This is a genomic window from Streptomyces sp. NPDC020845, from assembly GCF_044334165.1.
In the GTDB taxonomy this organism is placed as follows: Bacteria; Actinomycetota; Actinomycetes; order Streptomycetales; family Streptomycetaceae; genus Streptomyces.
Genome location: NZ_JBIRSJ010000006.1, coordinates 461532 through 485327, shown reverse-complemented (window position 1 = coordinate 485327; position 23796 = coordinate 461532). Strand labels below are relative to the sequence as shown.

16 protein-coding genes and 4 pseudogenes are annotated in these 23796 nt (G+C 72.1%); 10 read left to right on the top strand and 10 right to left on the bottom strand.

Annotation, left to right across the window (positions count from 1 at the left end; genetic code table 11):
• The first annotated feature begins 33 nt into the window (after positions 1 to 33).
• The 3 genes from ACH4U7_RS17885 to ACH4U7_RS17875 all read left to right on the top strand — a co-directional run bounded on the left by ACH4U7_RS17885 (position 34) and on the right by ACH4U7_RS17875 (position 7813).
• Positions 34 to 2145 carry an APC family permease gene (locus ACH4U7_RS17885; RefSeq protein WP_398528836.1) on the top strand — a complete coding sequence of 704 codons (2112 nt, stop codon included), beginning with the start codon at positions 34 to 36 and terminating at the stop codon, positions 2143 to 2145.
• A gap of 76 nt (positions 2146 to 2221) precedes the next feature.
• Positions 2222 to 3565 carry a class I SAM-dependent RNA methyltransferase gene (locus tag ACH4U7_RS17880; protein WP_398528963.1) on the top strand — a complete coding sequence of 448 codons (1344 nt, stop codon included), beginning with the start codon at positions 2222 to 2224 and terminating at the stop codon, positions 3563 to 3565.
• Positions 3566 to 3787: 222 nt separating this feature from the next.
• A complete protein-coding gene (locus tag ACH4U7_RS17875) occupies positions 3788 to 7813 on the top strand; it encodes a molybdopterin-dependent oxidoreductase (protein WP_398528962.1) in 4026 nt (1341 codons plus the stop codon).
• A 10-nt stretch (positions 7814 to 7823) separates the two neighbouring features.
• On the opposite strand, the gene ACH4U7_RS17870 is transcribed toward ACH4U7_RS17875, so the two are convergent.
• Genes ACH4U7_RS17870 through modA form a run of 3 tightly spaced genes read right to left on the bottom strand, consistent with a single transcriptional unit; the run spans position 7824 to position 10548 of the window.
• The gene (locus ACH4U7_RS17870) at positions 7824 to 8909 is read right to left on the bottom strand and encodes an ABC transporter ATP-binding protein (RefSeq protein WP_398528835.1); all 1086 of its coding nucleotides are present in this window, start codon (positions 8907 to 8909) and stop codon (positions 7824 to 7826) included.
• Positions 8906 to 9754 carry a molybdate ABC transporter permease subunit gene (modB, locus tag ACH4U7_RS17865; protein WP_398528834.1) on the bottom strand — a complete coding sequence of 283 codons (849 nt, stop codon included), beginning with the start codon at positions 9752 to 9754 and terminating at the stop codon, positions 8906 to 8908. The genes ACH4U7_RS17870 and modB overlap by 4 nt, the downstream gene beginning before the upstream one ends.
• Complete coding sequence (gene modA / locus ACH4U7_RS17860; RefSeq protein WP_398528833.1) at positions 9751 to 10548, bottom strand: molybdate ABC transporter substrate-binding protein; 798 nt, start codon at positions 10546 to 10548, stop codon at positions 9751 to 9753. The genes modB and modA overlap by 4 nt, the downstream gene beginning before the upstream one ends.
• 184 nt (positions 10549 to 10732) lie before the next feature.
• On the opposite strand from modA, the gene ACH4U7_RS17855 reads away from it, so the two are divergent.
• A complete protein-coding gene (locus tag ACH4U7_RS17855; RefSeq protein ID WP_398528832.1) occupies positions 10733 to 11215 on the top strand; it encodes a molybdopterin-dependent oxidoreductase in 483 nt (160 codons plus the stop codon).
• 29 nt (positions 11216 to 11244) lie between these two features.
• Here ACH4U7_RS17855 and ACH4U7_RS17850 read toward each other — a convergent pair whose 3' ends face one another.
• On the bottom strand, positions 11245 to 11640 hold the full coding sequence (locus tag ACH4U7_RS17850; RefSeq protein WP_043486606.1) for a molybdopterin-binding protein: 396 nt from the start codon (positions 11638 to 11640) through the stop codon (positions 11245 to 11247).
• 108 nt (positions 11641 to 11748) lie between these two features.
• Positions 11749 to 12072: pseudogene (locus tag ACH4U7_RS17845) on the bottom strand (4-hydroxy-2-oxovalerate aldolase); the annotation flags it as partial.
• Between ACH4U7_RS17845 and ACH4U7_RS17840 the strand changes: the two are divergent.
• Positions 12069 to 12881: pseudogene (locus tag ACH4U7_RS17840) on the top strand (VOC family protein); the annotation flags it as partial. The pseudogenes ACH4U7_RS17845 and ACH4U7_RS17840 overlap by 4 nt on opposite strands.
• Here the strand turns inward: ACH4U7_RS17840 and ACH4U7_RS17835 are convergent.
• A pseudogene (locus tag ACH4U7_RS17835) lies at positions 12853 to 14849 on the bottom strand (acetoacetate--CoA ligase). The pseudogenes ACH4U7_RS17840 and ACH4U7_RS17835 sit on opposite strands and share 29 nt — an antisense overlap.
• Positions 14846 to 15460, bottom strand: a pseudogene (locus ACH4U7_RS17830) (3-(3-hydroxyphenyl)propionate hydroxylase); the annotation flags it as partial. The pseudogenes ACH4U7_RS17835 and ACH4U7_RS17830, both read right to left, overlap by 4 nt.
• Before the next feature lie 118 nt (positions 15461 to 15578).
• On the opposite strand from ACH4U7_RS17830, the gene ACH4U7_RS17825 reads away from it, so the two are divergent.
• Together ACH4U7_RS17825 and ACH4U7_RS17820 are read left to right on the top strand one after the other, a co-directional pair.
• Positions 15579 to 16214: a TetR/AcrR family transcriptional regulator gene (locus tag ACH4U7_RS17825; protein WP_398528831.1), complete on the top strand. Its 636-nt coding sequence runs from the start codon at positions 15579 to 15581 to the stop codon at positions 16212 to 16214.
• Between the two features lie 15 nt (positions 16215 to 16229).
• Positions 16230 to 16880, top strand: a complete 651-nt coding sequence (locus ACH4U7_RS17820) for a TetR/AcrR family transcriptional regulator (protein WP_398528830.1) — start codon at positions 16230 to 16232, stop codon at positions 16878 to 16880.
• 25 nt (positions 16881 to 16905) lie between these two features.
• On the opposite strand, the gene ACH4U7_RS17815 is transcribed toward ACH4U7_RS17820, so the two are convergent.
• Entirely contained in the window at positions 16906 to 17709 is an 804-nt protein-coding gene (locus ACH4U7_RS17815; protein WP_398528829.1) for a DUF2993 domain-containing protein, read from the bottom strand.
• Positions 17710 to 17750: 41 nt separating this feature from the next.
• The gene (locus tag ACH4U7_RS17810; RefSeq protein ID WP_398528828.1) at positions 17751 to 18386 is read right to left on the bottom strand and encodes a TetR/AcrR family transcriptional regulator; all 636 of its coding nucleotides are present in this window, start codon (positions 18384 to 18386) and stop codon (positions 17751 to 17753) included.
• A 169-nt stretch (positions 18387 to 18555) separates the two neighbouring features.
• Here ACH4U7_RS17810 and ACH4U7_RS17805 point away from each other — a divergent pair, with 169 nt between their 5' ends.
• Complete coding sequence (locus ACH4U7_RS17805) at positions 18556 to 20208, top strand: MFS transporter (protein ID WP_398528827.1); 1653 nt, start codon at positions 18556 to 18558, stop codon at positions 20206 to 20208.
• A 114-nt stretch (positions 20209 to 20322) separates the two neighbouring features.
• On the opposite strand, the gene ACH4U7_RS17800 is transcribed toward ACH4U7_RS17805, so the two are convergent.
• Positions 20323 to 21744, bottom strand: a complete 1422-nt coding sequence (locus tag ACH4U7_RS17800; RefSeq protein WP_398528826.1) for an aminotransferase class I/II-fold pyridoxal phosphate-dependent enzyme — start codon at positions 21742 to 21744, stop codon at positions 20323 to 20325.
• A 187-nt stretch (positions 21745 to 21931) separates the two neighbouring features.
• On the opposite strand from ACH4U7_RS17800, the gene ACH4U7_RS17795 reads away from it, so the two are divergent.
• Together ACH4U7_RS17795 and ACH4U7_RS17790 are read left to right on the top strand one after the other, a co-directional pair.
• Complete coding sequence (locus ACH4U7_RS17795) at positions 21932 to 22909, top strand: hypothetical protein (RefSeq protein ID WP_398528825.1); 978 nt, start codon at positions 21932 to 21934, stop codon at positions 22907 to 22909.
• A 52-nt stretch (positions 22910 to 22961) separates the two neighbouring features.
• Entirely contained in the window at positions 22962 to 23795 is an 834-nt protein-coding gene (locus ACH4U7_RS17790) for a nitrilase-related carbon-nitrogen hydrolase (RefSeq protein WP_398528824.1), read from the top strand.
• The last annotated feature ends 1 nt before the right edge of the window (position 23796 follow it).

Below are 23796 nucleotides of genomic sequence, written 5' to 3'. Positions count from 1 at the left end.
CGGCGGCCCGGGCTACCGCTTACGATCCTCTCCGTGTCCAAACTGACCGACGTTCCTAAACGGATCCTCATCGGGCGGGCGCTGCGCAGCGACAAGCTGGGAGAAACGCTCCTCCCCAAGCGCATCGCGCTCCCCGTCTTCGCCTCCGACCCGCTGTCCTCCGTCGCGTATGCGCCAGGGCAGGTGATGATCGTTCTGTCGGTGGCGGGTGCGTCGGGCTATCACTACAGCCCCTGGATCACGGTCGCGATCATCGTGCTGATGTTCACGGTGGTCGCCTCGTACCGCCAGAACGTGCACGCCTATCCCAGCGGCGGCGGGGACTACGAGGTCGCCACCACCAACCTCGGCTCCCGGGCGGGGCTGACCGTCGCGAGCGCCCTGCTCGTCGACTACGTCCTGACCGTGGCGGTGTCGATCTCCTCGGGCGTGGAGAACCTGGGATCCGCGGTCCCCTTCTTCGTCGAGCACAAGACCCTGTGCGCGATCGGCATCATCTTGCTGCTGACCCTGATGAACCTGCGGGGCGTGCGCGAGTCCGGCAAGCTGTTCGCGATCCCCACCTATGTGTTCGTCGCCGGCGTCTTCATCATGATCGCCTGGGGCGCCTACCGCGGGCTGGTCCTCGGCGACTCCATGAAGGCGCCCACCGCCGGCTTTGAGATCAAGGCCGAGCACACCGGGCTCGCCGGGTTCGCGCTGGTCTTCCTGCTGCTGCGGGCCTTCTCCGACGGCTGTGCCGCGCTCACCGGCGTCGAGGCGATCAGCAACGGCGTGCCCGCCTTCCGCAAGCCCAAGAGCCGGAACGCCGCCACCACGCTGGCGCTGATGGGCGGCCTCGCCGTCACCATGTTCTGCGGGATCATCGCCCTCGCGATGGCCACCGATGTGAAGATGGCCGAGGACCCGGCCAAGGACCTGCTGAACAAGGGCGTGGCGCTCGGCGAGCACTACACCCAGGACCCGGTGATCACCCAGGTCGCGGCGGCCGTCTTCGGTGACGGCTCGCTGCTGTTCGTGGTGCTGGCCGCGGCTACCGCGCTGGTGCTGTTCCTGGCCGCCAACACCGCGTACAACGGCTTCCCGCTGCTCGGCTCGATCCTCGCCCAGGACCGCTACCTCCCGCGCCAGCTGCACACCCGCGGCGACCGGCTCGCCTTCTCCAACGGCATCGTGCTGCTCGCCGGCGCCGCCGCCATCCTGGTCTACATCTACGGCGCGGACTCGACCCGGCTGATCCAGCTCTACATCGTCGGCGTCTTCGTCTCCTTCACGCTCAGCCAGACCGGCATGGTGCGGCACTGGAACCGCCATCTGCGGACCGAGCAGGACCCGGCGGTGCGCCGCCGGATGCTCCGCTCGCGCGCGATCAACACCTTCGGCGCCTTCTTCACCGGCCTGGTGCTGGCCGTGGTGCTGCTGACCAAGTTCACCCACGGCGCCTGGGTCGCCCTGCTGGGCATGGTCGTCTTCTACGTCCTGATGACCGCGATCCGCCGCCACTACGACAGCGTCTCGGGCGAGCTGTCGGCGTACGAGGAAGACGAGTCCGAGACCGTGCGCCCCTCCCGGGTGCACTCCATCGTCCTCGTCTCCAAGATCCACAAGCCGACGCTGCGCGCCCTGGCCTACGCCAAGCTGATGCGCTCCCACAAGCTGGAGGCGCTGAGCATCAGCGTGGACCCGGCCGAGACCAAGGCGCTGCAGGAGGAGTGGACCGAGCGCGGCATAGACGTCCCCCTCAAGATCCTCGACTCGCCCTACCGCGAGATCACCCGGCCGGCCATCGAATACGTCAAGAGCCTGCGCCTGGAGAGCCCCCGCGACGTGATCTCGATCTATATCCCGGAGTACGTGGTCGGCCGCTGGTACGAGCATCTGCTGCACAACCAGAGCGCGCTGCGGCTCAAGGGCCGGCTGCTGTTCACCCCGGGCGTCATGGTGACGTCCGTGCCCTGGCAGCTGGACTCCTCGGAGCTGGCCCGCAAACGCGCCCGCAAGCGGGCCGAGTGGCATGCGCCGGGCGCGGTGCGGCGTGGCCCGGTGGGGCCGCCCAAGGGCGACAAGGCAAAGGCCGACAGCACGCCGAGCCGGCAGGCGGCGGCGGAGGAGCGGCCGGTCGGCGGCGGGCAGCCGAGGGCCTAGACTGGTGGGCTGACCGGTGGGCGCTCTCGTCCACGGCAGCCCCACCACCCCCAACCGCACCTGGAGCCGAGCCGCCATGCACCGTGAACCCAAGGCGTCGCTGGTCGGCGAGGAGTACGAGGTCGAGGTCGGGCCGGTCGCGCACGGCGGCCACTGCGTCGCCCGCACCGCCGAGGGCCGGGTGCTGTTCGTCCGGCACGCGCTGCCCGGCGAGCGCGTGGTGGCCCGGGTGACCGAGGGCGAGACGGACTCGCGCTTCCTGCGCGCCGACGCCGTACGGGTGCTGGAGGCGTCCAAGGACCGGGTCGAGGCCCCCTGCCCGTTCTCCGGCCCCGGCCGGTGCGGCGGCTGCGACTGGCAGCACGCGGCCCCGGGCGCCCAGCGCCGGCTGAAGGCGGAGGTCATCACCGAGCAGCTGAGCCGGCTCGCCGGGCTGACCCCCGAGGAGGCCCGCTGGGACGGCACCGTCGAGCCCGCCCCCGGCGACAAGGTCGCCCGGGGCGAGGTCCCGGCCTGGCGCACCCGCGTGCAGTACGCGGTGGACGAGCAGGGGCGGCCGGGGCTGCGCCGCCACCGCTCGCACGAGGTCGAGCCCGTCGACCACTGCCTGATCGCCGCCCCCGGCGTCACCGAGCTCGGCGTCGAGAAGCGCGAATGGCCGCAGATCGCGACCGTGGAGGCGATCGCCGCCACGGGCTCCTCCGACCGCCAGGTCGTCCTCACCCCGCGCCCCGGCGGCCGGCTCCCGCTGGTGGAGCTGGACCGGCCGGTCTCCGTGCTCCGGCTGGGCGAGCCCCAGAGCCGCGAGGGCACCCGCCCGGTGCACCGGGTCCACGGCCGCCCCTTCGTCCGCGAGCGCGCCGCCGGCCGCACCTGGCGGGTCGGCGAGGGCGGCTTCTGGCAGGTCCACCCCAAGGCCGCGGATCTGCTCGTCGAGGCCGTCATGCAGGGCCTGATGCCGCGCAAGGGCGAGATGGCCCTCGACCTGTACTGCGGCGTCGGCCTCTTCGCGGGCGCCCTCGCCGAGCGGGTCGGCGAACGCGGCGCGGTGCTGGGCATCGAGTCCGGCAAGCGCGCGGTCGAGGACGCCCGCCACAACCTCCAGGACCTGGACCGGGTCCGCATCGAGCACGGCAAGGTCGAGCAGGTCCTGCCCCGCACCGGCATCACCGAGGCCGACCTGATCGTCCTGGACCCGCCCCGCGCCGGCGCGGGCAAGGAGACCGTGGCCCGCCTGGCCTCCCTCGGCCCCCGCCGCATCGCCTACGTCGCCTGCGACCCGGCGGCCCTGGCCCGCGACCTCACCTACTTCCGCGAGGCGGGCTATGCGCCGCGGCGGCTCCGGGCGTTCGACCTGTTCCCGGTGACGCATCACGTGGAGTGCGTGGCGATCCTGGAGCCGCGTAAAGACAGCCTCTGACCAGGCCCTGCGCTCACATCCGCACGTCACGCCCTGTGCGGTCGCCTTAACCCCTGACGCTCGGGTGCGGAGACACCCCTGTAATCCTCGGCCCGTACCCTCACCTCCGGTGGGATCGGACCGAGCACAGCAAGGGAGGCGCCCGTGGCCGTGCCGGGCTCGCGGAGTGAGGGCACGACGAAGGTGCGGACGGTCTGCTCGTACTGCGGGGTGGGCTGCGGCATGGTCCTCGATGTCGGCAGGGGGCCGGACGGGCGGCGTACGGTGCTGAAGGCGGCCGGGGACAAGGAGCACCCCGCGAACTTCGGCCGACTGTGCACCAAGGGCGCCACCACCGCGGACATGCTCGCCGCCCCGGGGCGGCTGACCACGGCCCTCGTCCGGTCGGACCGCGGTGAGGAGCCGCAGCCCGCGCCCGTGGCGGACGCCGTCGCGGAGACCGCCCGCCGCCTGCGGGCGATCATCGACGAGCACGGGCCGGACGCGGTCGCTCTCTATGTCTCCGGGCAGATGGGCCTGGAAGCGCAGTATCTGGCGAACAAGTTGGCCAAGGGGTTCATCCGGACCAACCAGATCGAGTCGAACTCCCGGCTGTGCATGGCCAGCGCCGGTACCGGTTACAAGCTGTCGCTGGGCGCGGACGGGCCGCCCGGCTCGTACCAGGACTTCGATGCGGCGGACGTCTTCCTCGTCATCGGCGCCAACATGGCCGACTGCCATCCCATCCTCTTCCTGCGGATGATGGACCGGGTGAAGTCGGCGGGCGCCAAGCTGATCGTCGTCGATCCGCGGCGCACCGCCACCGCGGCCAAGGCCGATCTGTTTCTGCAGATCAAGCCGGGTACGGATCTGGCGCTGCTCAATGGGCTGCTGCATCTGCTGCATGCGAACGGCCACACCGACCCCGAGTTCATCGCCGCGCACACCGAGGGCTGGGAGGCGATGCCCGGCTTCCTCGCGGACTATCCGCCGTCCGCCGTCGCGGAGATCACCGGTATCCCGGAGGACGACATCCGCGAGGCGGCCCGGCTGATCGGCGAGGCGGGGGAGTGGACGAGTTGCTGGACGATGGGGCTCAACCAGTCCACGCACGGCACCTGGAACACCAATAGCCTGATCAACCTCCACCTTGCGACCGGCAAGATCTGCCGCCCCGGCAGCGGGCCCTTCTCCCTCACCGGGCAGCCCAACGCCATGGGCGGCCGGGAGATGGGCTACATGGGCCCGGGGCTCCCCGGACAGCGGTCCGTGCTCGCCGACGCCGACCGTGACTTCGTCGAGGAGCTGTGGGCGCTGGAGCCGGGCGCGCTGCGCGCCGACGGCGTCGGCAAGGGCACGGTCGAGATGTTCCAGAAGATGGCCGAGGGGGACATCAAGGCGTGCTGGATCATCTGCACCAACCCGGTCGCGTCCGTCGCCAACCGGAAGACGGTCATCGAGGGCCTGGAGGCCGCCGAGTTCGTCGTCACCCAGGACGTGTTCGCCGAAACGGAGACGAACGCGTACGCCGATGTCGTCCTGCCCGGCGCGCTGTGGACCGAGGCGGAGGGCGTCCTGATCAACAGTGAGCGCAACCTCACCCTCGCCCGGCCGGCCGCCGATCCGCCCGGCGAGGCGATGGCGGACTGGGAGATCATCGCGGCTGTGGCCCGCGCGATGGGCTACGAGCAGGGCTTCGCGTACGACAGCGCCGAGGAGGTCTTCGAGGAGATCAAGCGCGCCTGGAACCCGGCGACCGGCTGGGATCTGCGCGGGGTGAGCTACGAGCGGCTGCGCACCACCCCGGTGCAGTGGCCGGCGGCGACCGCGGACGGGCCCGACCGCAACCCGATACGGTACGTCGGCGAGGACGGTGCGCCGACCTTCCCGACCCCGAGCGGCCGGGCGGTCTTCTACGCCCGTCCGCACCTCCCGGCGGCGGAGATGCCGGACGACGACTACCCGTACGTGCTCAACACGGGCCGCCTCCAGCACCAGTGGCACACCCTCACCAAGACGGCCAAGGTGCCCAAGCTGAACAAGCTCAACCCCGGCCCCTTCGTGGAGGTGCACCCCCGGGACGCGGCCCGGCTGGGCCTCGCCGAGGGGGATTCGGTGGAGGTCGCCTCGCGGCGCGGGCGGGCCGTGCTGCCCGCGGTCGTCACGGACCGGGTGCGGCCGGGCTGCTGTTTCGCGCCGTTCCACTGGAACGACCTGTTCGGGGAGTACTTGAGCGTCAACGCGGTGACCAGCGACGCCGTCGATCCGCTGTCGTTCCAGCCCGAGCTCAAGGTGTGCGCGGTGTCGCTGACCAAGGTGGCCACCCCGGTGACGGTGCGGGCCCCGGTCACGGCGGGCGCACAGGTCACGGCTCCGGCCTCCGTCGCGCTGCCTCCGGCGTCCGGTCCCGCCCCGTTCGGTCTTGACCCCGCGCCGCCGCCGGTCCTGGCCGAACACGAACGCCGCTATCTGACCGGCTTCCTGACCGGTATCCCGTCCGGCGCCCCGGGCGTACCGGTGCTGCCGCCGGACGCCCCGTTCAGCCCGGAGCACATGCTGTGGGTGAACGGCGTGCTGGCCGGGATGTACTCCAGGGCCCAGGCCACGCATGCCACCGCGCACAGCCCCGGCGGCCCCGCGCGGCTCTCTCGCCGCCAGGTCGTGATCCTCTGGGCGTCGCAGACCGGGAACGCCGAGGAGTTCGCGAACGCCGCGGCGCAGCGGCTCGCCGCCGACGGCCACCTCGCTTCCCTCCTGCCCATGGAGCAGGCGGACCCCGCCGCGCTGCCGTACGACGCCGACCTGCTGCTGATCACGAGTACCTTCGGCGACGGCGACGCCCCGGACAACGGCGCCGGGTTCTGGGACGCCCTCGCCTCGCCCGACGCCCCGCGCCTCAAGGGCAGGCGCTACGCCGTTCTGGCCTTCGGCGACTCCTCGTACGACGACTTCTGCGGCCACGGCCGCCGCCTCGACCGGCGCCTGGAGGAGCTGGACGCGGTACGGCTGGCCCCGCGCGCCGACTGCGAACCGGACTACGAGCACGAGGCCAAGGCCTGGCTCGACCAGGTGATCATCGCGCTGCAGAGCACCGAGCCCCCGGCGCCCGCCCCGGCCCCCGCCGCCTCGGCGGCTCCCCGGTCGGGCCGAGCCGCCCCCGTCACCGCACGCCTGACCGGCAACCGCCTGCTGAGCCTGCCCGGCGCGGGCAAGGAGGTCCGGCGCTTCACCTTCGACACCCGCGACAGCGACATCCCGCTGCGCTACGAGGCCGGGGACGCCCTGTCCGTGCACCCCGTCAACTGGCCGGAGCTGGTGGCGGAGTGGCTGGCCGTCACCGGTCTGGACGCGGCCGCGACCGTGTCGCTCACCGGCGTCGGAGACATGCCCTTCGCCGAGGCCCTGCTGCGCCACCTGGACATCACCCGGATCACCCCCGATCTGCTGCGCTTCGCCGCCGACCGCGCTCGCGACCCGCGCGAGCTGCGGAAGCTGCTGCGCCCGGACAACAAGGGCGGGCTGGCGCAGTGGTCCTGGGGGCGCCAGGCCGTCGACGTGGCCGCTGAATTTCCGCTACGCGCCGGGGCGCAGGAGTGGGCCGATGTGCTGGGGCGGCTGCAGCCCCGCCTGTACTCCATATCCTCCAGCCCCCTCACGGACCCCCATCTGGTGTCGCTGACGGTCTCCGTCGTCCGCTATGAGAATCTGCGCGGCCGCCCCCGCCAGGGCGTGTGCTCCCCCTTCCTCGCCGACGCCGAGCCCGGCGCCCCGGTGCCGGTCCGCGTCCAGCCGGCGCCGCACTTCCGCCCGCCCGCCGACCCCGCCACACCGGTGGTGATGGTGGGCCCCGGCACCGGCATAGCGCCCTTCATCGGCTTCCTGGAGGAGCGCAGGGCCCGCGGCCACCGCGCCCCGAACTGGCTGTTCTTCGGGGAACAGCACAGCGCGACCGACTTCTACTACGAGGAGGAGCTGGCCGCGTTCCTCGCCGAGTCCACGCTCACCCGCCTGGACACCGCCTTCTCCCGTGACCAGCGCGCCAAGATCTACGTCCAGGACCGGATGCGCGAACACGGTCCGCAGCTGTGGTCCTGGCTGCTGGACGGCGCCCATCTCTACGTGTGCGGCGACGCCTCCCGTATGGCCAAGGACGTCGACCGGGCCCTGCGGGAGATCGCCACCGTCCACGGTGGCCTGGACGAGGCCGAGGCGGAGGCATACGTCAAACAGCTCGCTGCCGATAAGCGCTACGTACGCGACGTGTACTGACCTCAGGACCTCAGGCGGGGTACGCGTGTGTCTGGGCCGCCTTGACCGTGGCCCACACCGTGGCTCCGGGGCGGAGGTCGAGTTCGGCGGCGGCGATCGTGGTCAGGTCGGCGGCCAGGGGCAGTTCGCCGGTGAGGGCGGCGCGGATCTGGTCGCCGTGGGTTTCCAGACCGGCGACTTCGCAGCGCCAGAGGTTGCGGGCGCTGGAGCCGGTGGGGCGGTCCCGGTGCAGGGTCACCGCGTTCGGCGGGAAGGCGACGAAGGCCGGGCCCGTCAGGTCCTCCGTGGTCGTGATCCCGGGGCCGCCGTCGACGCTGACCGTGTGCCCTTCGGCCCGGCCCTTGTAGAGGTTGAGGCCGACCAGATGGGCGATGTAGTCCGTACGGGGGCGGCGGGCGATGTCGGAGGGGGTGCCCTCCTGGACGACGCGGCCGTCCTCGACGACGACGAGGTGGTCGGCCAGCACCATGGCGTCCAGCGGATCGTGCGTGACCAGGACCGCGACCGCCTCGAAGTCGGATAGGTGGCGGCGGAGTTGGGCCCGGACGTCGAGCCGGGTGCGGGCGTCGAGGGCGGCGAGCGGTTCGTCGAGGAGCAGCAGCCGCGGACGGGTGGCCAGGGCGCGGGCGAGGGCGACGCGCTGGGCCTGGCCGCCGGAGAGCCGGCGGGGCTTGGCCCCGGCGTGGGCGGCCAGGTCCATGCGGTCCAGCCATTCGGCGGCCTGCGCGCGGGCCTGTGCCTTGCTCGCGCCGTGGCAACGGGGGCCGAAGGCCACGTTGTCGAGCACCGAGAGATGAGGGAACAGCAGGTAGTCCTGGAAGACCACGCCGACCGGGCGGGACTCCGGCGGCGTACGGTCCAGTACGGCGCCGTCCAGCCGCAGATGGCCGTCCGTGAGCGGGACGAGGCCGGCCAGGGCGCGCAGGGCGGTGGTCTTGCCCGCGCCGTTGGGCCCCAGGAGCGCGACCACGTCACCGGGCGCCGCGGTCAGCGCCACATCGAGGCGGAAGGAGCCGCGCTCGACCACGAGACGGGCATCCAGCCCGTGGATGGTTGGGGTGACCGCGTGGTGGGCGGTCTTGGCGGCGTCGGTCATGCGGGGGCCATCCAGCGGTCGCGCAGCCCGGCCAGCACCGCGATCGACACGGCCAGCAGCACCAGGCTCAGCGCGATGGCCGCCTCCGGGTCGTTCTGCAGGGCCAGGTAGACCGCGAGCGGCATCGTCTGCGTACGGCCGGGGAAGTTGCCCGCGAAGGTGATCGTCGCGCCGAACTCGCCGAGCGCCCGCGCCCAGGCGAGCACGGCGCCCGCCGCGATGCCCGGAGCGATCAGCGGCAGCGTGACCCGGCGGAAGGCGGTGAAGCGGGAGGCGCCGAGGGTGGTGGCGGCCTCCTCATAGCGCGGGTCGGCGGCGCGCAGGGTGCCCTCGACGCTGATCACCAGGAACGGCATCGCGACAAACGCCTCGGCCACGACGACGCCCGTGGTGGTGAACGGCAGCGTGATCCCGAACCAGGAGTCCAGCCAGCGTCCGACGACGCCGTTGCGGCCGAGCGCCATCAGCAGGGCCACACCGCCCACGACCGGCGGCAGGACGAGCGGCAGGGTCACCAGGGCGCGTACGAGGCCGCGGCCGGGAAACTCGACGCGGGCGAGCAGCCAGGCCAGCGGGACCCCGAGGACCAGGCTCACTGCGGTCGCGGCGGTGGCGCAGACCAGCGAGAGCTGGAGGGCCTGCCAGACCTCGGTGCTGGTCAGCAGGTCGGGGAGGCTGCTCCAGGGAGCCCGGATGAGCAGGGCGACGAGGGGGACCAGCAGGAAGGCCAGGCCGATCAGCGAGGGCAGCAGGAGGGGCAGCGGTACGCCCCCGCGGACGCGGCGCCGCCGCGGGCCCCTGATGAGGGTGTCCGCGGCGGCGCCGGTCTTCTCCGGTGCGGTCACGGCTTGAGGAACCCGGCCTCGGCGAGGACCTTCTGGCCCTCGGCGGACCGCACCAGCTCGATGAACGCCTTGGCCGTCTTGGCGTTGGGGGCGTTCTTGAGCAGGGCGATCGGGTAGTCGTTGATGGCGTTGGCCGACTCGGGGAACTCCACGCCCTCCACCTTGTCACCCGCCGCCTTCACATCGGTCTTGTAGACGACCGCGGCGTCGGCCTCCTTGAGCACGACCTTGTTCAGGGCGGACTTGACGTCCTGCTCGTAGGAGACCGGGGTGAGCTTGAGCTTGCTCGCGTCCAGGGCCTTCTGCGCGGCGGCGCCGCAGGGCACCGTCTTGTCGCACAGCACGACCTTCAGACCCGATTTGGTGAGGTCCTTCAGGGAAGCGACCTTGTCGGGGTTGCCCGGCAGAGTGGCGATCTCCAGCTGGTTGCGCACGAAGGTGGCCGGGGTGCCGGCCGCGTCGCCCTTGTCCGTCACGATCTTCATCGTCTTGGGGCTGGCGGCGGCGAACACATCGGCCGGGGCGCCACCGGTGATGCTGGCCGCGAGGCTGTCGCTGCCGCCGAAGCTGAAGGTGACCTTCGTGCCCGGGTGCTCCTTCTCGAACGTGTCGCGGAGCGTGCCGAAGCTCTCCTGCAACGAGGCCGCGGCGAAGACCGTCACCTCGCCGGACAGCTTGTCCGAGGCGGAGGAGTCCGAGTCGGACGAGGAGCAGGCGCTCAGGGTCAGCAGGGCGGCGGCACCTGCGCCGGCCACCTGAAGCATCCGGCGGGTCCGGCGCGCGGAACGGGTCATCACGGGTCCACTCCCTCTGGTCCTGCTGGTCCTGACTCTGGTCAGGCGTTGATGATACTTCCGCACTTGCGAGGGGAAACCCTGCCGTCCCATTGCATGAGCTGGATCTTCCGTGCGTTGGCATGGCATATGCGTTTGTACGGGATGGCTGTACGGGTACGGGTCACCAGGGAGGTGGTACCTCGTGAGCCAGTCCCTCACAGCCGCCGGTACGGCCGCCGGTCCGGTGGCCGAACTCGTCCTCGCAGGTGATCTGGCCCGTCCGGCCCGTCTGACCGTGCCCGACCTTCTCGCCTGGCCCCAGCACCGGGCACAGGTCGCCTTCGAATGCGCCACCAGCGGTGTCCAGCAGCACCACTTCACCGGACCGCTTCTGCACGACGTCCTCACCGACGCCGGTCCCGTCTTCGACGCGGCCCGCCGCAAGGACCGGCTGCGCTTCCTGATCGCCGTACGCGGCACGGACGGCCACCGCGCGCTGCTGTCCTGGGCCGAGATCGACCCGGACTTCGGCCGCGCCCCCGTCCTGCTCGCGGTCACCCTCGACGACACCCCGCTCGACCGCGCGGGCCCTCAGCTGGTCCTGCCCCAGGACCGCTGTGGCACCCGGTACATCAGCGGTATCGACGCGATCCGGGTGGACGGCGGATACACCGCGTGGACCTGACGGCGACGCATCGGGGAACGGGCCGGGTGTCAGACGCGGTCGATGTGCACGTTCGTCGACTTCACCCGGGCGGTGGCCTCCATACCGACCTCCAGCCCCAGTTCCTCCACGGCCTCCCGGGTGAGCAGCGACACGAGCCGGTGCGGTCCGGCCTGGATCTCCACCTGTGCCGCTACATCACCGAGCTTGATCGCGGTGACGATGCCGGGAAAGGCGTTGCGGACCGAGGTGTAGGGCGCCTCTTCCTCCGTACTCCCGCCCTTGGCGAGCTCCACGGAGAACGCGGCCAGGTCCTTTCCGTCGATGAGCCGTTTCCCGCTCTCGTCGCGGTGGGTCGCCACCCGGCCCGCGTCCGCCCACCGCCGTGCGGTGTCCGGACTCACGCCGAGGAGCCGTGCCGCCTGGCCGATCGTGTATGACTGCATGCGCGCCAAGATAAGGCCACAGGGACTCCTTTGACCTGCGGGTCCGCCGTGCCCCGGCCGCTGGAACCCAAGCTTCGGCCGGGGCTCGGCGCAGTGCCGCCGTACGAATCAGGAGGCGGCCTGTGCGGCGGCGGCCAGGTCCAGCGCGACGTCGGTGATCATGTCCTCCTGGCCGCCGACCATGCCCCGCCGCCCGACCTCGACGAGGATGGCGCGGGTGCCGAGGCCGTAGCGGGCGGCGGCGGCCTCGGCGTGGCGCAGGAAGCTGGAGTAGACACCGGCGTAGCCGAGGCTGAGGGTTTCGCGGTCCACCCGGACCTCGCGGTCCTGGAGCGGCCGTACGAGGTCGTCGGCGGCGTCCATCAGGGGGAAGAGGTCGCAGGCGTGCTCCCAGCCCATCAGGTCGGCGACGGCGATGAACGCCTCCAGACGCCGTCGCCACCGGCTGGCACCTCGACGACCACACCACCTTCGAGCAGATCGAGGCCCGTATACGCGCCCACGGCGTCCCCGTCGTCGAGGGCACCGCCGAGGAGGCGAAGGCGCGCGGCGTGGAACGACTGCTGCGCTTCCCTGGCCCCAAGGGCATCGCCCAGGAGATCTACACCACGCCGGTCATCTCCCCGGAACCCCTGCGGATGCTCGCGTCCGGATGGGTCACGGGCGACTCGGGCATGGGCCATGTCGCGATCACCTCGGCCAAGCCGACCCTGATGCGCGGCTACTTCAACACCGTCTTCGACGCCCGGCTCACCGACTACATCGACGAGACCATCAGCGGCGTCAAACTCAAGATCCGCTTCCTGCGGGTCGACGAACGCCACCACTCCATCGCGATCGCCGCCGTCCGCGGTCTGCCCATCGACCCGGTCCGCACCCGCGTCCAGCACCTCAACATTCAGGCCGCCGGTCTCGACGACTTGGCCCGCAGTTACGAGCGCGTGCACGAACTCGGCTTCGAGATGGCCCTGTCGGTCGGGCAGCACACCAACGACAAGGAGCTCTCCTACTACGCCCGCACCCCGTCGGGCTTCGAATGGGAGGTCGGCTGGAACCCCCTCGTCATCGACGAGACCACCTGGGAGCCAAGCACCCACCAGGGCATCTCCGTCTGGGGCCACGCCCCGGTCGGCCGGACCATCATCGACAAACTCACCCAGTTCCGGCTCGGCGCCCGCTCCCTCGCCCGCCCGGAGAAGACCGTCCCGGCCCTCAGCGGCCCGGGGGTTCCCGACGACTGAGGGCCCTTCGGCCGCGGCGGTCGGCACCCAGCCGGGCGTAGTGGTCGAGGAGTTCGGGGGCGTCCACCGCGGCCGGATTGACGACCTGCTCGGCGGGCGCGCCCTGGAGCAGGCGTTTCACGGGGACTTCGAGCTTCTTGCCGGTACGGGTGTACGGGATGGCCGGGACATCGATGATCTCGTCGGGGACATGGCGCGGTGAGGCGCCGGTGCGGATCGCCTCCTTGATCCTCTCGCGCAGCCCGTCGTCCAGCGTCACCCCGGCCGCCGGGACCACGAACAGCGGCATCCAGTAGCCGCCATCGGGTTCCTCGGCGCCGATGACGAGCGCTTCGGCGATCTCCGGGAGGCGTTCGACCACGTCGTGGATGTCGGCGCTGCCCAGACGCACGCCATTGCGGTTGAGGGTGGAGTCGGAGCGGCCGTGGACGACGACCGAGCCGCGGCCTGTGACCGTGATCCAGTCGCCGTGCCGCCAGACGCCCGGATAGCAGGAGAAGTAGGCGTCGCGGTAGCGGGTGCCGTCGGGGTCGTTCCAGAAGTACAGCGGCATCGAGGGCAGGGGGCGGGTGACGACCAGCTCGCCGACCTGGTCCACGACCGGCAGGCCCTCGGCGTCGTACGCGGCCAGGGCCACGCCGAGGTGCGGGGCCGACAGTTCGCCCGCCCACACGGGGGTCGTGGGCGCGCTCCCGGCGAAGCCCGAGACGATATCGGTGCCGCCGCTGATGGACGCGAGCAGCACGCGGTCGCCGACGTGGTCGCGGACCCACGGGTAGGCGGAGGCCGGCAGGGTGGAGCCGGTGCAGCCGACGACCCGGACGGATGACAGGTCGTGCACGGACGGGTCGATGCCGAACTTGGCCATGCCCAGCAGATACTGGGGGCTGGTGCCGAAGACCGTGCCCCGGTGCCGGGCCGCCAGCTCCCACAGGTCCGGGCGGGCGGAGGGCGCCGGGCTGCCGTCGTAGGTGCAGGTGGTCGCGCCGGTCAGCAGTGTGGAGACGACGAGGTTCCACATCATCCAGTGGGTCGTGGTGTACCACAGGAGGCGGTCGCCGGGGCCGAGGTCGGAGTGCAGGCCGAGGGTCTTCAGATGCTCCAGCAGCACACCGCCGTGGCCGTGGACGATGCCCTTGGGCAGGCCGGTGGTGCCGGAGGAGAACACGACCCACAGGGGGTGGTCGAACGGCACGGGCGTGCAGACCAGCTCCTCGGCGCGGGCGGCCGCGTCCTCCCACGGCACCATCAGGGACGGGGGATCGGCATCGGGCCAGGGCAGGCCCATGTGGTCCACCAGCAGCGTGGCCTTCAACGTCGGCAGCGCGCGGGCCAGTTCGAGGGCGGCCTCGCGGCGGTCGTGGGTGGTGCCGTTGAAGAGATAGCCGTCGGTGGCGATCAGCACCGTCGGCTCGAGCTGGGCGAACCGGTCGGCGGCGGCCCTGGGGGCGTAGTCCTGCCCGCACACCGACCAACGGCGCCCAGGCTCGCGGCGGCCAGGAACGCGATGACGGCGTGCGGCGTGTTGGGCAGATGGCCCACGACCCTGTCTCCCTGCCCCACCCCCAGGTCGCGCAGGGTCGCGGCCACCGAGGCGACCGGGGAGCGCAGCCGCTCCCCGGTCACCTCGTACCCGGCGCCGGTCTCGTCGAGGGCGACGATCGCCACGTCGTCGTCGCCGAGGTTGCGCAGGGCGTGGTGGGCGTAGTTGAGGGTGGCACCGGGGAACCAGCGGGCACCGGGCATGGTCTCCTTGGCCAGGACCCGCTCGTACGGGGTGTCCGCGGCGATGTGGAAGTACTCCCACACCGCGCCCCAGAAGCCCTCCAGATCGGTGACCGACCAGCGGTGCAGGGCGGCGTAGTCGGAGCCGTCCACCCCGACGCGGTGGGCGAACTCCGCGATGCGGCCGGCGGCGACGGCCTCCGGATCGGGCGTGAAGAACGGTTCCGGGTACGGCGTGCTCATCGCGTCGCGCTCCTCAACAGGCGTGTCCGGTCGGTCCATGGGGAAGGAAGGGGGCTTCGCGCGCTGTGCAGCAGGGACGCCCAGTCGGCCGTGGCCGTGAAGCCGCGGCCGCCGGACGGGACGACGTCCATCACGACGCGGTCCGGCCGCAGCAGCACGGCGTCCGCCCGGCCCCGGCGCAGCCAGTCGGCGAGGTGGCCGTCGTCGCCGAGGCCGGCCACGGCGACGGTCCGGGCGCCGAGGCCGTCGGCCACCGCCTTCAGCGAGGGGGACAGCGGTACGGCGGTCAGCACGGCGAACGAGTCGCCGAGCAGTTCGTCGAGGCGGGCGCGCCGCCCGTCGGCGGTCACCCATGGCTGCGGGCAGAAGCGGCCCATGAGCGCGCGGCTGTGGGGGAGGGCGCGACGGGGTACGAGCGGGCCGGCGGTCAGGGCCGGGCTGAGGTCGCGGGCCGCTGCCGCGCTCAGGCCGGGGACGCGGACGGCCGCGCCCAGGGCGCCCCGGCGGACGACGGCGGCACCGTCCTGGCCGCCGGTCATGGCCCAGCCCATGGCGACCGCGAGCCGGATCATATGGCGGGCGTGGGGCTTGCGTTCGCCCTCGTAAGCATCATTGCCAAGATGAGGAAATCATCAGCATTGACTCATCAATCGTCAACGGTGAAGTTAAGTAAAGTGATGTATTCATCAGAACTGTGGCATCGCGATCCCCGTTGCTAGACTCGCGCGTATGCCGACGTCAGCCCCGCCCCGCAACCGATTCGAACGGCGTCGCGCCGAGACCCGTCAGGCGCTCGTCCGGGCGGCTCGGCAGGTACTCGCCGAGACCGGGGACACCAGCGCGAGCATCCAGGCGATCGCGGAGCGCGCGGACGTCGGCTTCGGCTCCTTCTACAACCACTTCGAGTCGAAGGCGGAACTGTTCGACGCGGCGGTGCGGGACGCGCTCGAAGAGCTCGGCCAGACCTTCGACGAGCGCCTGGAGGGCATCGACGACCCGGCGGAACTCGTCGCGGCGGGCTTCCGCCTCAGCACGCGCCTTGCCGACTCCCGGCCCGAGCTGATGCAGGTCCTGCGCCACCGCGGCCTCAGCCACATCCAGTCCGCCTCGGGTCTTGCCCCGCGCGCCGTACGTGATCTGGAGGCCGGCGTCGCCTCCGGCCGGTTCGCCATCGCCGACCCGACCGTCGCGGTGACCGCCCTGGGCGGTTCGCTGCTGGCGCTCGTGGAGCTGCGGTTCGCCCGCCCGGAACTCGACGGTGACGAGGCCGCGTCGAACCTGGCCGAGATGTTGCTGCGCATGCTGGGCGTCCCACCGGACGACGCCCGCGACGTCGCCCGGCGCCCACTGCCCGAACTCGACTGACAAGGGGTGAGCGCCGTGAGCAAGCCCGTCATCCGCGAACCGATGCGCCGCAACTCGCGCTCCAACCGGGCTCGCATCCTGGCCGCCGCCCGGCAGGAGCTCGGCCGGAACCCCGATGTGACCCTGGAGGAGATCGCGCGCGCCGCCGGCGTCGTCCGCCGTACGCTCTTCGGCCACTTTCCGGGCCGCGCGGCCCTGTTGGACGCTCTTGCCGAGGAGGCGTCCGAGGCCCTGCGCGGCGCCGTGAGCCGGGAGCCCGCCCCCGACACTGACGAGCCGCCCCAGCGCGCCCTGGCCCGCTTCGTCCTGTCGATCTGGCCCGTGGGCGACCGCTACCGGCTGCTCCTCGCGCTCGCCCGTCAGGACCTGGGCACGCAACGGGTGTCCGAGATCGTCGCCCCGGCCCGCGACGAGGCCACCGCCATCCTCGAACGAGGCCAGCGCGCCGGGGTGTTCCACGACCATCTGCCCGCGGCCGTGTTGAGCGCCGCCCTGGAGGCCCTGACCCTCTCCCTGCTGGAGAGCGTCAACACCGGCACGTGGGACGACGACGGGACGCGCACCGCGGTGACCACGCTGCTCGCGGCGGGCGTGTCGGAGCCGGCGGCGACCGCGACCGTCGAGGGCGTGGCGGCGGAGGCGCGGGCCGAGGCCGCCGAGGGCTGAGCGCGTACCGGACGCTGCCAGGCGATCACGCGGATGTCGCACCGGGACGGAAGGTGACCGCCTTGCCGGTGAAATGGGCGCTGATCCCGCTCTCCGTGGCGGTGACCGACCGCAGCCGCAGCCCCTCGGGGATGTTCTGGAGCGGTACGGGTTCGCGCAGCGCCCGGTCGAGCAGTGCCTTCGCGGGAGGGATCAGCTCGCCCCGGGTGACGCGTACGTCCGTGAAGGCGATGCGGTTGCCGCTCGCCGCCGAGACGGCGGCACTCACGGTCATGTCACCGGCGAGCGGCAGGCTGACCGCCGCGTCGATCCGGCCCGGCTCGTCGCCCGGTGAGACCTCCAGGCTGAGGGCGTCCGACACGTCCTCGTACGACAGGAAGGCGGTCGCCTCGACGCTGCGCGCATGGGCGTCGTCGGCGCTCCCCGAGGTCTTCAGCCCGTCCAGGCCGACGGTCAGCTTTGTCACCGGCAGCGGCCGGGACGTCCCCCGGGCAGGCACGTCGTGGGCGGTGATGTCGACGTGCCGGAGGCTGCCCCGGGCCAGCTGTGTCAGTACGGGAAAGCCGCTGACGTGCACCGATGGCGGCTCGGCGGTCCCCATGCCCTCCTGGAACGCCTTGGCCGTACGGCTCTCCGCGCGGGTCGCGGCGACCCGGTCGACCACGACACCGCCGATCAACAGCGCCGTCAGGGACGCGACAGCGATGATCTTGCGCCGCCGGGCCGGGGTCGGGGGGCTCATGTACCCGGCGGCGTGATCGTACTGCCCGGGCTCTTCGTACTTGGGCTCCCGGTACAGGGGCTCGTCGTCGTGCTGGTAGTGGTACATGGCATTCCTCTCGTGCGTACGGGGATTCGGGCGCGGGGCTTTCAGGCGCCGACGGGTTCGGGGCGGCTGAGCCCATGGACCTGTGCGGCGGCGTGGCCGCCGTCCGCCCCCACCGCGATCAGGGCGGCTGTCGCGGCGCGTGTGCCGTCGTCGCTCCAACTCCCGGCGTTCACACACTCCAGGAGCGCCAGGAGAAACGCTTCGAGCGCTCTGCTGAGCGGCGCGGCCGGGACGTCGGTCCGGAAGACGCCCTGCCGCTGCCCGCGTTCGATGATCGCTGTCGCCATCTCGCGGGCGGGGGCGAGCATTTCGTCCACGCGCTCCGCCCGCAGGTCCTGGGGCGCGAGTCTCAGCAGCGTGCGATAGCGGTCGCCGACGGGCCACAGGGCGAGGACGAACCGTGCCAGCGCGGTGCCGGCGTCGGGATCGGGGGCCGCCACGGCCGCCAGGGCGCGCCGCAGTGCCTCCGCGGCTTCTGCGGCGAGCCCTTCGATCAGCGCGGACCGGCCGGCGAAGTACGCGTAGACGGTACGGCGCACCACGCCGGCGGCCTCGGCGATATCGCTGAGGCTGCTGTCGGGATCGCGGCCGAGCTCCTGTCTCGCCGCTTCGAGGATGCGGGCCCGGGTGGGCCGCGTCCGGCGGCGACCGGGGCCGCCGGCGCGTGGGCTGGTCATGTCGGACCTCCGGTCGACGGGGAGGGCGCCTCGATATTTGCACATCGATGGGCAACAAACTAGTCTGCACATCGTTGGGCAAATAACTGCTCACAGTGCCGCCCGCAGCGTCGCGGCCGCGCCCACGCATCCCCTCTCACCTCCGCCGCTTCGCCCCGAGGAGCTTCTGATGCCGCTCTTTGCCAACACGCCCGCCGAGAAGATGACGACTCCCTATCCACGGCGCTGGTGGGCCCTGCTGGTGCTGTGCCTGAGCCTGCTGATCGTCGTCATGGCGAACACATCGCTGATCGTGGCGGCGCCGGACATGACCTGGGACCTGGGCCTGTCCAGCAGCGACCTGCAGTGGGTCATCGACGGCTACACGGTCCCCTACGCCGCGCTGATGCTGGTGCTCGGCTCGATCGGCGACAAGTACAGCCGCCGCGGCGCGCTGATCCTGGGCCTGCTGATCTTCACGGGCGGCTCGGTGATGGGCGGCCTGGTCGACGAGACCAACCTGGTCATCACCGCCCGCGCGATCATGGGCGTCGGCGCCGCCGTCGTGATGCCGGCCACCCTGTCCCTGCTGGTCGCGATGTTCCCGAAGGCGGAGCGCGCGAAGGCCATCACGGCCTGGAGCGCCACCTCAGGACTCGCCATCGCCGCCGGCCCGCTGGCCGCCGGATGGCTGCTGCAGGACCACGCCTGGGGCTCCACCTTCCTGATGAACGTCCCCATTGCGGTCCTCGGCGTCGTCGGCGCACTGCTTCTGGTGCCGCCGTCGAAGGCGGAGAAGATGGGCGGGATCGACTTCGTCGGCGGTCTGCTCTCGATCGTCTCCGTCGGCAGCCTGGTCTACGCGACCATCGAGGGCCCGCACTTCGGCTGGGGCACCGGCCCCATCGCCGCGGCCGTGGTCGCCGGCGTCGGCCTGCTGGCCTTCGTCGCCTGGGAGCTGCGCCACCCGCACCCCATGCTGAACGTGCGCAAGTTCAAGGAGCGCCTCTTCAGCGGCTCCATGCTCGCGGTGCTGTTCTTCTTCTTCGGCACCTTCGGCTCGATCTACTACGCCACCCAGTTCCTGCAGTTCATCCTCGGCTACAACGCGCTGGACACCGGCGTCCGACTGCTGCCGCTGGCCGGAGCCGTCTTCGTCGGCGCCGCGGTGACCGGCCGACTGGCCCCGAAGCTGGGTGTGAAGCTCGTGGTGGGGACCGGTATGGCGATCGGCACGGTCGGCGTCCTGCTGCTCACGCGGATCGAGTCGGGCTCGACGTACACCGACTTCCTGGCGCCTCTGCTGCTGCTCGGCTTCGCGATCGGCCTGAGCCTGTCCCCGGCCACCGACACCATCATGGGCTCCTTCCCCGAATCGGAGCTGGGCGTCGGCGGCGGCGCCAACGACACCGCGCTGGAGCTCGGCGGCTCCCTGGGCATCGCGATCCTCGGCTCGCTGCTGGGCACCGCCTACCGCGACAAGCTGACCGACCTGGTCGGCGGCCACCTCCCGGCCGCCGCGCTGGACACCGCCAAGGACTCGGCGGGTGGCGGCCTCGCCGTCGCCGAGCAGGTCGCGAAGAACCCGCAGGGCGGCCCCCAACAGGCCCAGGCCCTGGTCGACGCGGTCCACGAGTCCTTCGCCCACGCCGTCGCCCACACCAGCCTGATCGGTGCCATCATCATGGCCGCCGGAACCCTGGTCGTCGTCGCGGTCCTGCCCGCCCGCAAGGCCGCGGGTAAGCACCGCCAGGAGGCGCCGGCGGCGGCGGAAGTCGACCCGGACGAGGCGTACGAAGAGGAGGCGCACGAAGGACAGGAGTGGGCCGACGCCGTCCGCTGATCCGCCCCGCCCCCGGGATTCCCGCCCGCCCCCGTTCGCCCGGCCGTTTCTCAGGCCGGGCGAACGGGGGCGGCGTCGTTTTCAGCTCAGCGTTTTCGGTTCAGCGTTTTCGGCTCAGCGCAGGTGGTCCGCCGTGGCCGCTGCCGCCAGGGCGAGCAGGGCGGCCGTGTCGTCCAGGGTGGCCGGGTCTTCGGAGAGCCTGCTGGTGGCGACCCGTATGTGGGGCTGGGAGTAGGAGACGCAGAAGCGGCCGCCCGGTGAGACGGTGACGCCCCGGGCGGCCAGGGTGACCAGTGCGGAGGTCTCGTCGGCCACGGGCACCCAGAGCATGAGGCCGTCCTGGTTGAGGGTGGGCACGCCGAGCCCGGCGAGCCGCTCGGCGAGCGCGCCGCGGCGCAGCCCGTACCGCTCGGCGGCCTCCTGGACCCGGCGGGTGGTGGCGGCGTCGGTGAGCAGGTGGGCGAGCGCGTCCTGGAGGATGCGGCTGGTCCAGCCGGAGCCGAAGGTCCGCAGGACACGGGCGCGTTCGACCAGTTCCCCCGGGCCGCCGACCACGGCCAGGCGCAGATCGGGCCCGTACGCCTTGGAGTAGGAGCGGACCAGGGCGGTGCGCCCCGGGAGGTGCGTTCCCATGCTGGCGCCCGGGAGTGTGGCGAGCGGGCCGATGCCGTCGTCCTCGATGACGGTGATGTTCGGGGCGTCCTCCAGGACGGCGGCGAGGGCCGCGGCCCGTTGTTCGCTGAGCGTCCAGCCGCAGGGGGCCTGGGCCCGCGACTGATGCAGGAACAGGGCGGGGCGCTGGTCGAGGGCGCGCGCCAGCGCGTCGGCGCGCGGGCCCTCGGCGTCGCAGGCGACCGGCACGACCTGGGCGTCGAGGGCTTCGAGGATGTCCAGCAGGCGGGCCGCCGTGGGGTCCTCCACCATGACCCGGTCGCCGGGGACGATCAGCGCCTGGCACAGCAGTTGTACGCCCGCGTAGCCGCCGTCGACGGCCATCCACGCCTCGGGCGCGAACGGCCAGGTGTCCCGCACGGCGTCGAGGAGCCCGTCCGTGATGGCGGTGCGGGAGTAGTCGTTGAGCAGGGGGGTGCGCGCCCCGGCGAGCAGGGCGTCGGCCGGCGGGGGCAGCAGGGCGGGGTCCGGTGCGGCCACGGCGAGGTCGAGGGTGAGATGGGTGCCGAAGTCGCCGACGCGTTCGTAGCGCACCGGGTGCGGGACCGACGGGGGGCCGCTGACCACGCTTCCGCGCCGGCCGAGCGTGGTGATCATCCGGTGCCGGCGCAGCACCGCCCACGCCTCGGCCACGGTGCTGGGGCTGACGGCCAGTTCACCGGCCAGGGCCCGCACGGTGGGCAGCGAGCTGCCGGGGGCCAGCTCCCCTGACCGGATCAGATCGGTCATGGCGACCGCGATGCCGCGGGCGCTCGCGTCCTTGATGTGCCCCGCCAGCTTGCTGGTCGACCAGCTGCCGCCCGGTCCCTCGGCTCTGCCGTTTCCGTCGCTCACCAGCTCGTTCCCCCACATCTGCGCCCGCATCCGCGCTCCGTCGCCGCTTGTGTGCCCACAGGTTACGACACGGAAAAACTATGTTCAGTAACAAACTAGATCTTGTTTGGCCTCTGTTCTGAACAATAGCCTGCCGGTCATCGCATGGATGAAAACAAGCCATGTGCGTCATGAATGAGCTTTGCGTGTCATGTACCAACCGCTAGGAGTGCGTGCTGTGTCATCGCCCACGATCCGTCTGGGACTCCGCGACTGGGACCACCTGGTGCCGCTGATGTCCGGGCGGGTGCAGGTGCCGGGCTTCCGGGTCGAGATCGACGCGCGGGACGTCACCCCCGACGTGCTCGCCGAGCCTGGCCTCGACGGCGGGGAGACCTCCTTCAGCCGCTACGTACGGGCCCGCGCGGCGGGCGACGACCGGCTGGTCGGCCTGCCCGCGTTCGTGATGCGCGGCTTCCGCCACCGCTGCGTCCTGGTGCGCGCCGACAGCCCGCTGCGCTCGTTCGACCGGCTGGCCGGTGCCCGAATCGGCCTCACCGGCTGGCCCGACTCCGGCAACACCTGGACCCGGGCGCTGATCCGGGCCGCGGGCGTGGACCTGTCCGGCATCGAGTGGCGGGTGGGGCCGCTGGCCGCCGGGGAGGTCGGCAAGGACCGGCTGGGAGACCGTCCGCTGCCGCGACACGTGACAGCCATGGCCGAGGGCGAGTCCCTGGTCGGGGAGCTGGCCGCGGGGCGACTGGACGCGATCCTCACGCCGTTCATGCCGCCGGAGTTCTTCACCCCCGACAGCCGCTTCCGGCATCTGCTCGACGATCACCCGGCCGCGGAGCGCGCCTACTGGGCGGCCACCGGGTTCGTGCCCGGGATCCACCTGGTGACGCTGAAGAAGGAGGTCGTCGAGGCCCATCCGGAGCTGCCCGCCGCCCTTCTCGCGGGCCTGGAGACGTCCAAGCGCCACTGGTTGGAGCGGCGGCGGCTGCTCGCCGACACCACGCCCTGGCTGCTGCACTCCCTCACCGAGTCGGCCGAGGTCTTCGGCGCGGACTGGATGCCGTACGGCACCGAGAACAACGCCGCGATGACCCGGGCCTTCTGCGCGGAGCTGTACGCGCAGGGCATCGCGCCCGAGCCCATCGACCCCGCCGTCGTCTTCCCGCTGCCGCCGGCCTCAGCCACCGTCGCCGCCGCGTGACGCCGCCGGCCCTGCCCACCTCACCGACCGACACTTCTTGGAGCACCGCCCCATGCGCATCGCCGTAGGACAGTTCGCCGCGAGCCCCGACTGGAAGGAGAACCTGGGCGCGTGCCTCGACCTCGCCGCCGAGGCGGACCGGGGCGGCGCGGACCTGCTCGTCCTCCCCGAGGGTGTCCTGGCCCGCTTCACCGAGGACCGCCACCGCATCCGCGAGGTCGCCCAGCCGCTGGACGGCCCGTTCGTCACCGAACTGGCCGCCGCCACCGCGCACAGCTCCACCACCATCGTGGTGGGCATCCACGAGCCCTCCGACGACGGCCGGGTCTTCAACACCCTGGTGGTGCTCCGCGCGGGCGAGCTGATCGCCCGCTACCGCAAGATCCACCTCTATGACGCCTTCGGCGACCAGGAGTCCGCCAACGTCCGCCCCGCCGACGAACCGCCCGTCGTCGTCGAGGTGGCCGGCACCAAGGTGGGCCTGATGACCTGCTACGACGTCCGCTTCCCGGAGCTGGCCCGGCTGCTGACCGACGCGGGCGCCGAGGTGCTGGCGCTCCCGGCCGCCTGGGTGCGCGGCCCGGCCAAGGAACGCCACTGGGAGGTCATGATCGCCGCGCGGGCCCTGGAGAACACCTGCTGGGTCGCCGCCAGCGGCGAGTCCGGCCCGCGCAACATCGGCAACAGCCTGATCGTCGACCCGCTCGGCACCGTGCGCTCCCGGCTCGCCACCGGCCAGGGCCTGGCCTGGGCCGAAGCCGACCCGGGCGTCACCGCCGCCGCCCGCTCCACCCTCCCCGTCCTCGCCAACCGGCGGTTCGCCATCGACCCGACCGTCCGTCCCCTGGGCACCCTTCCCCTCGGCACCCTTCCCCTCGGAGCCTGAT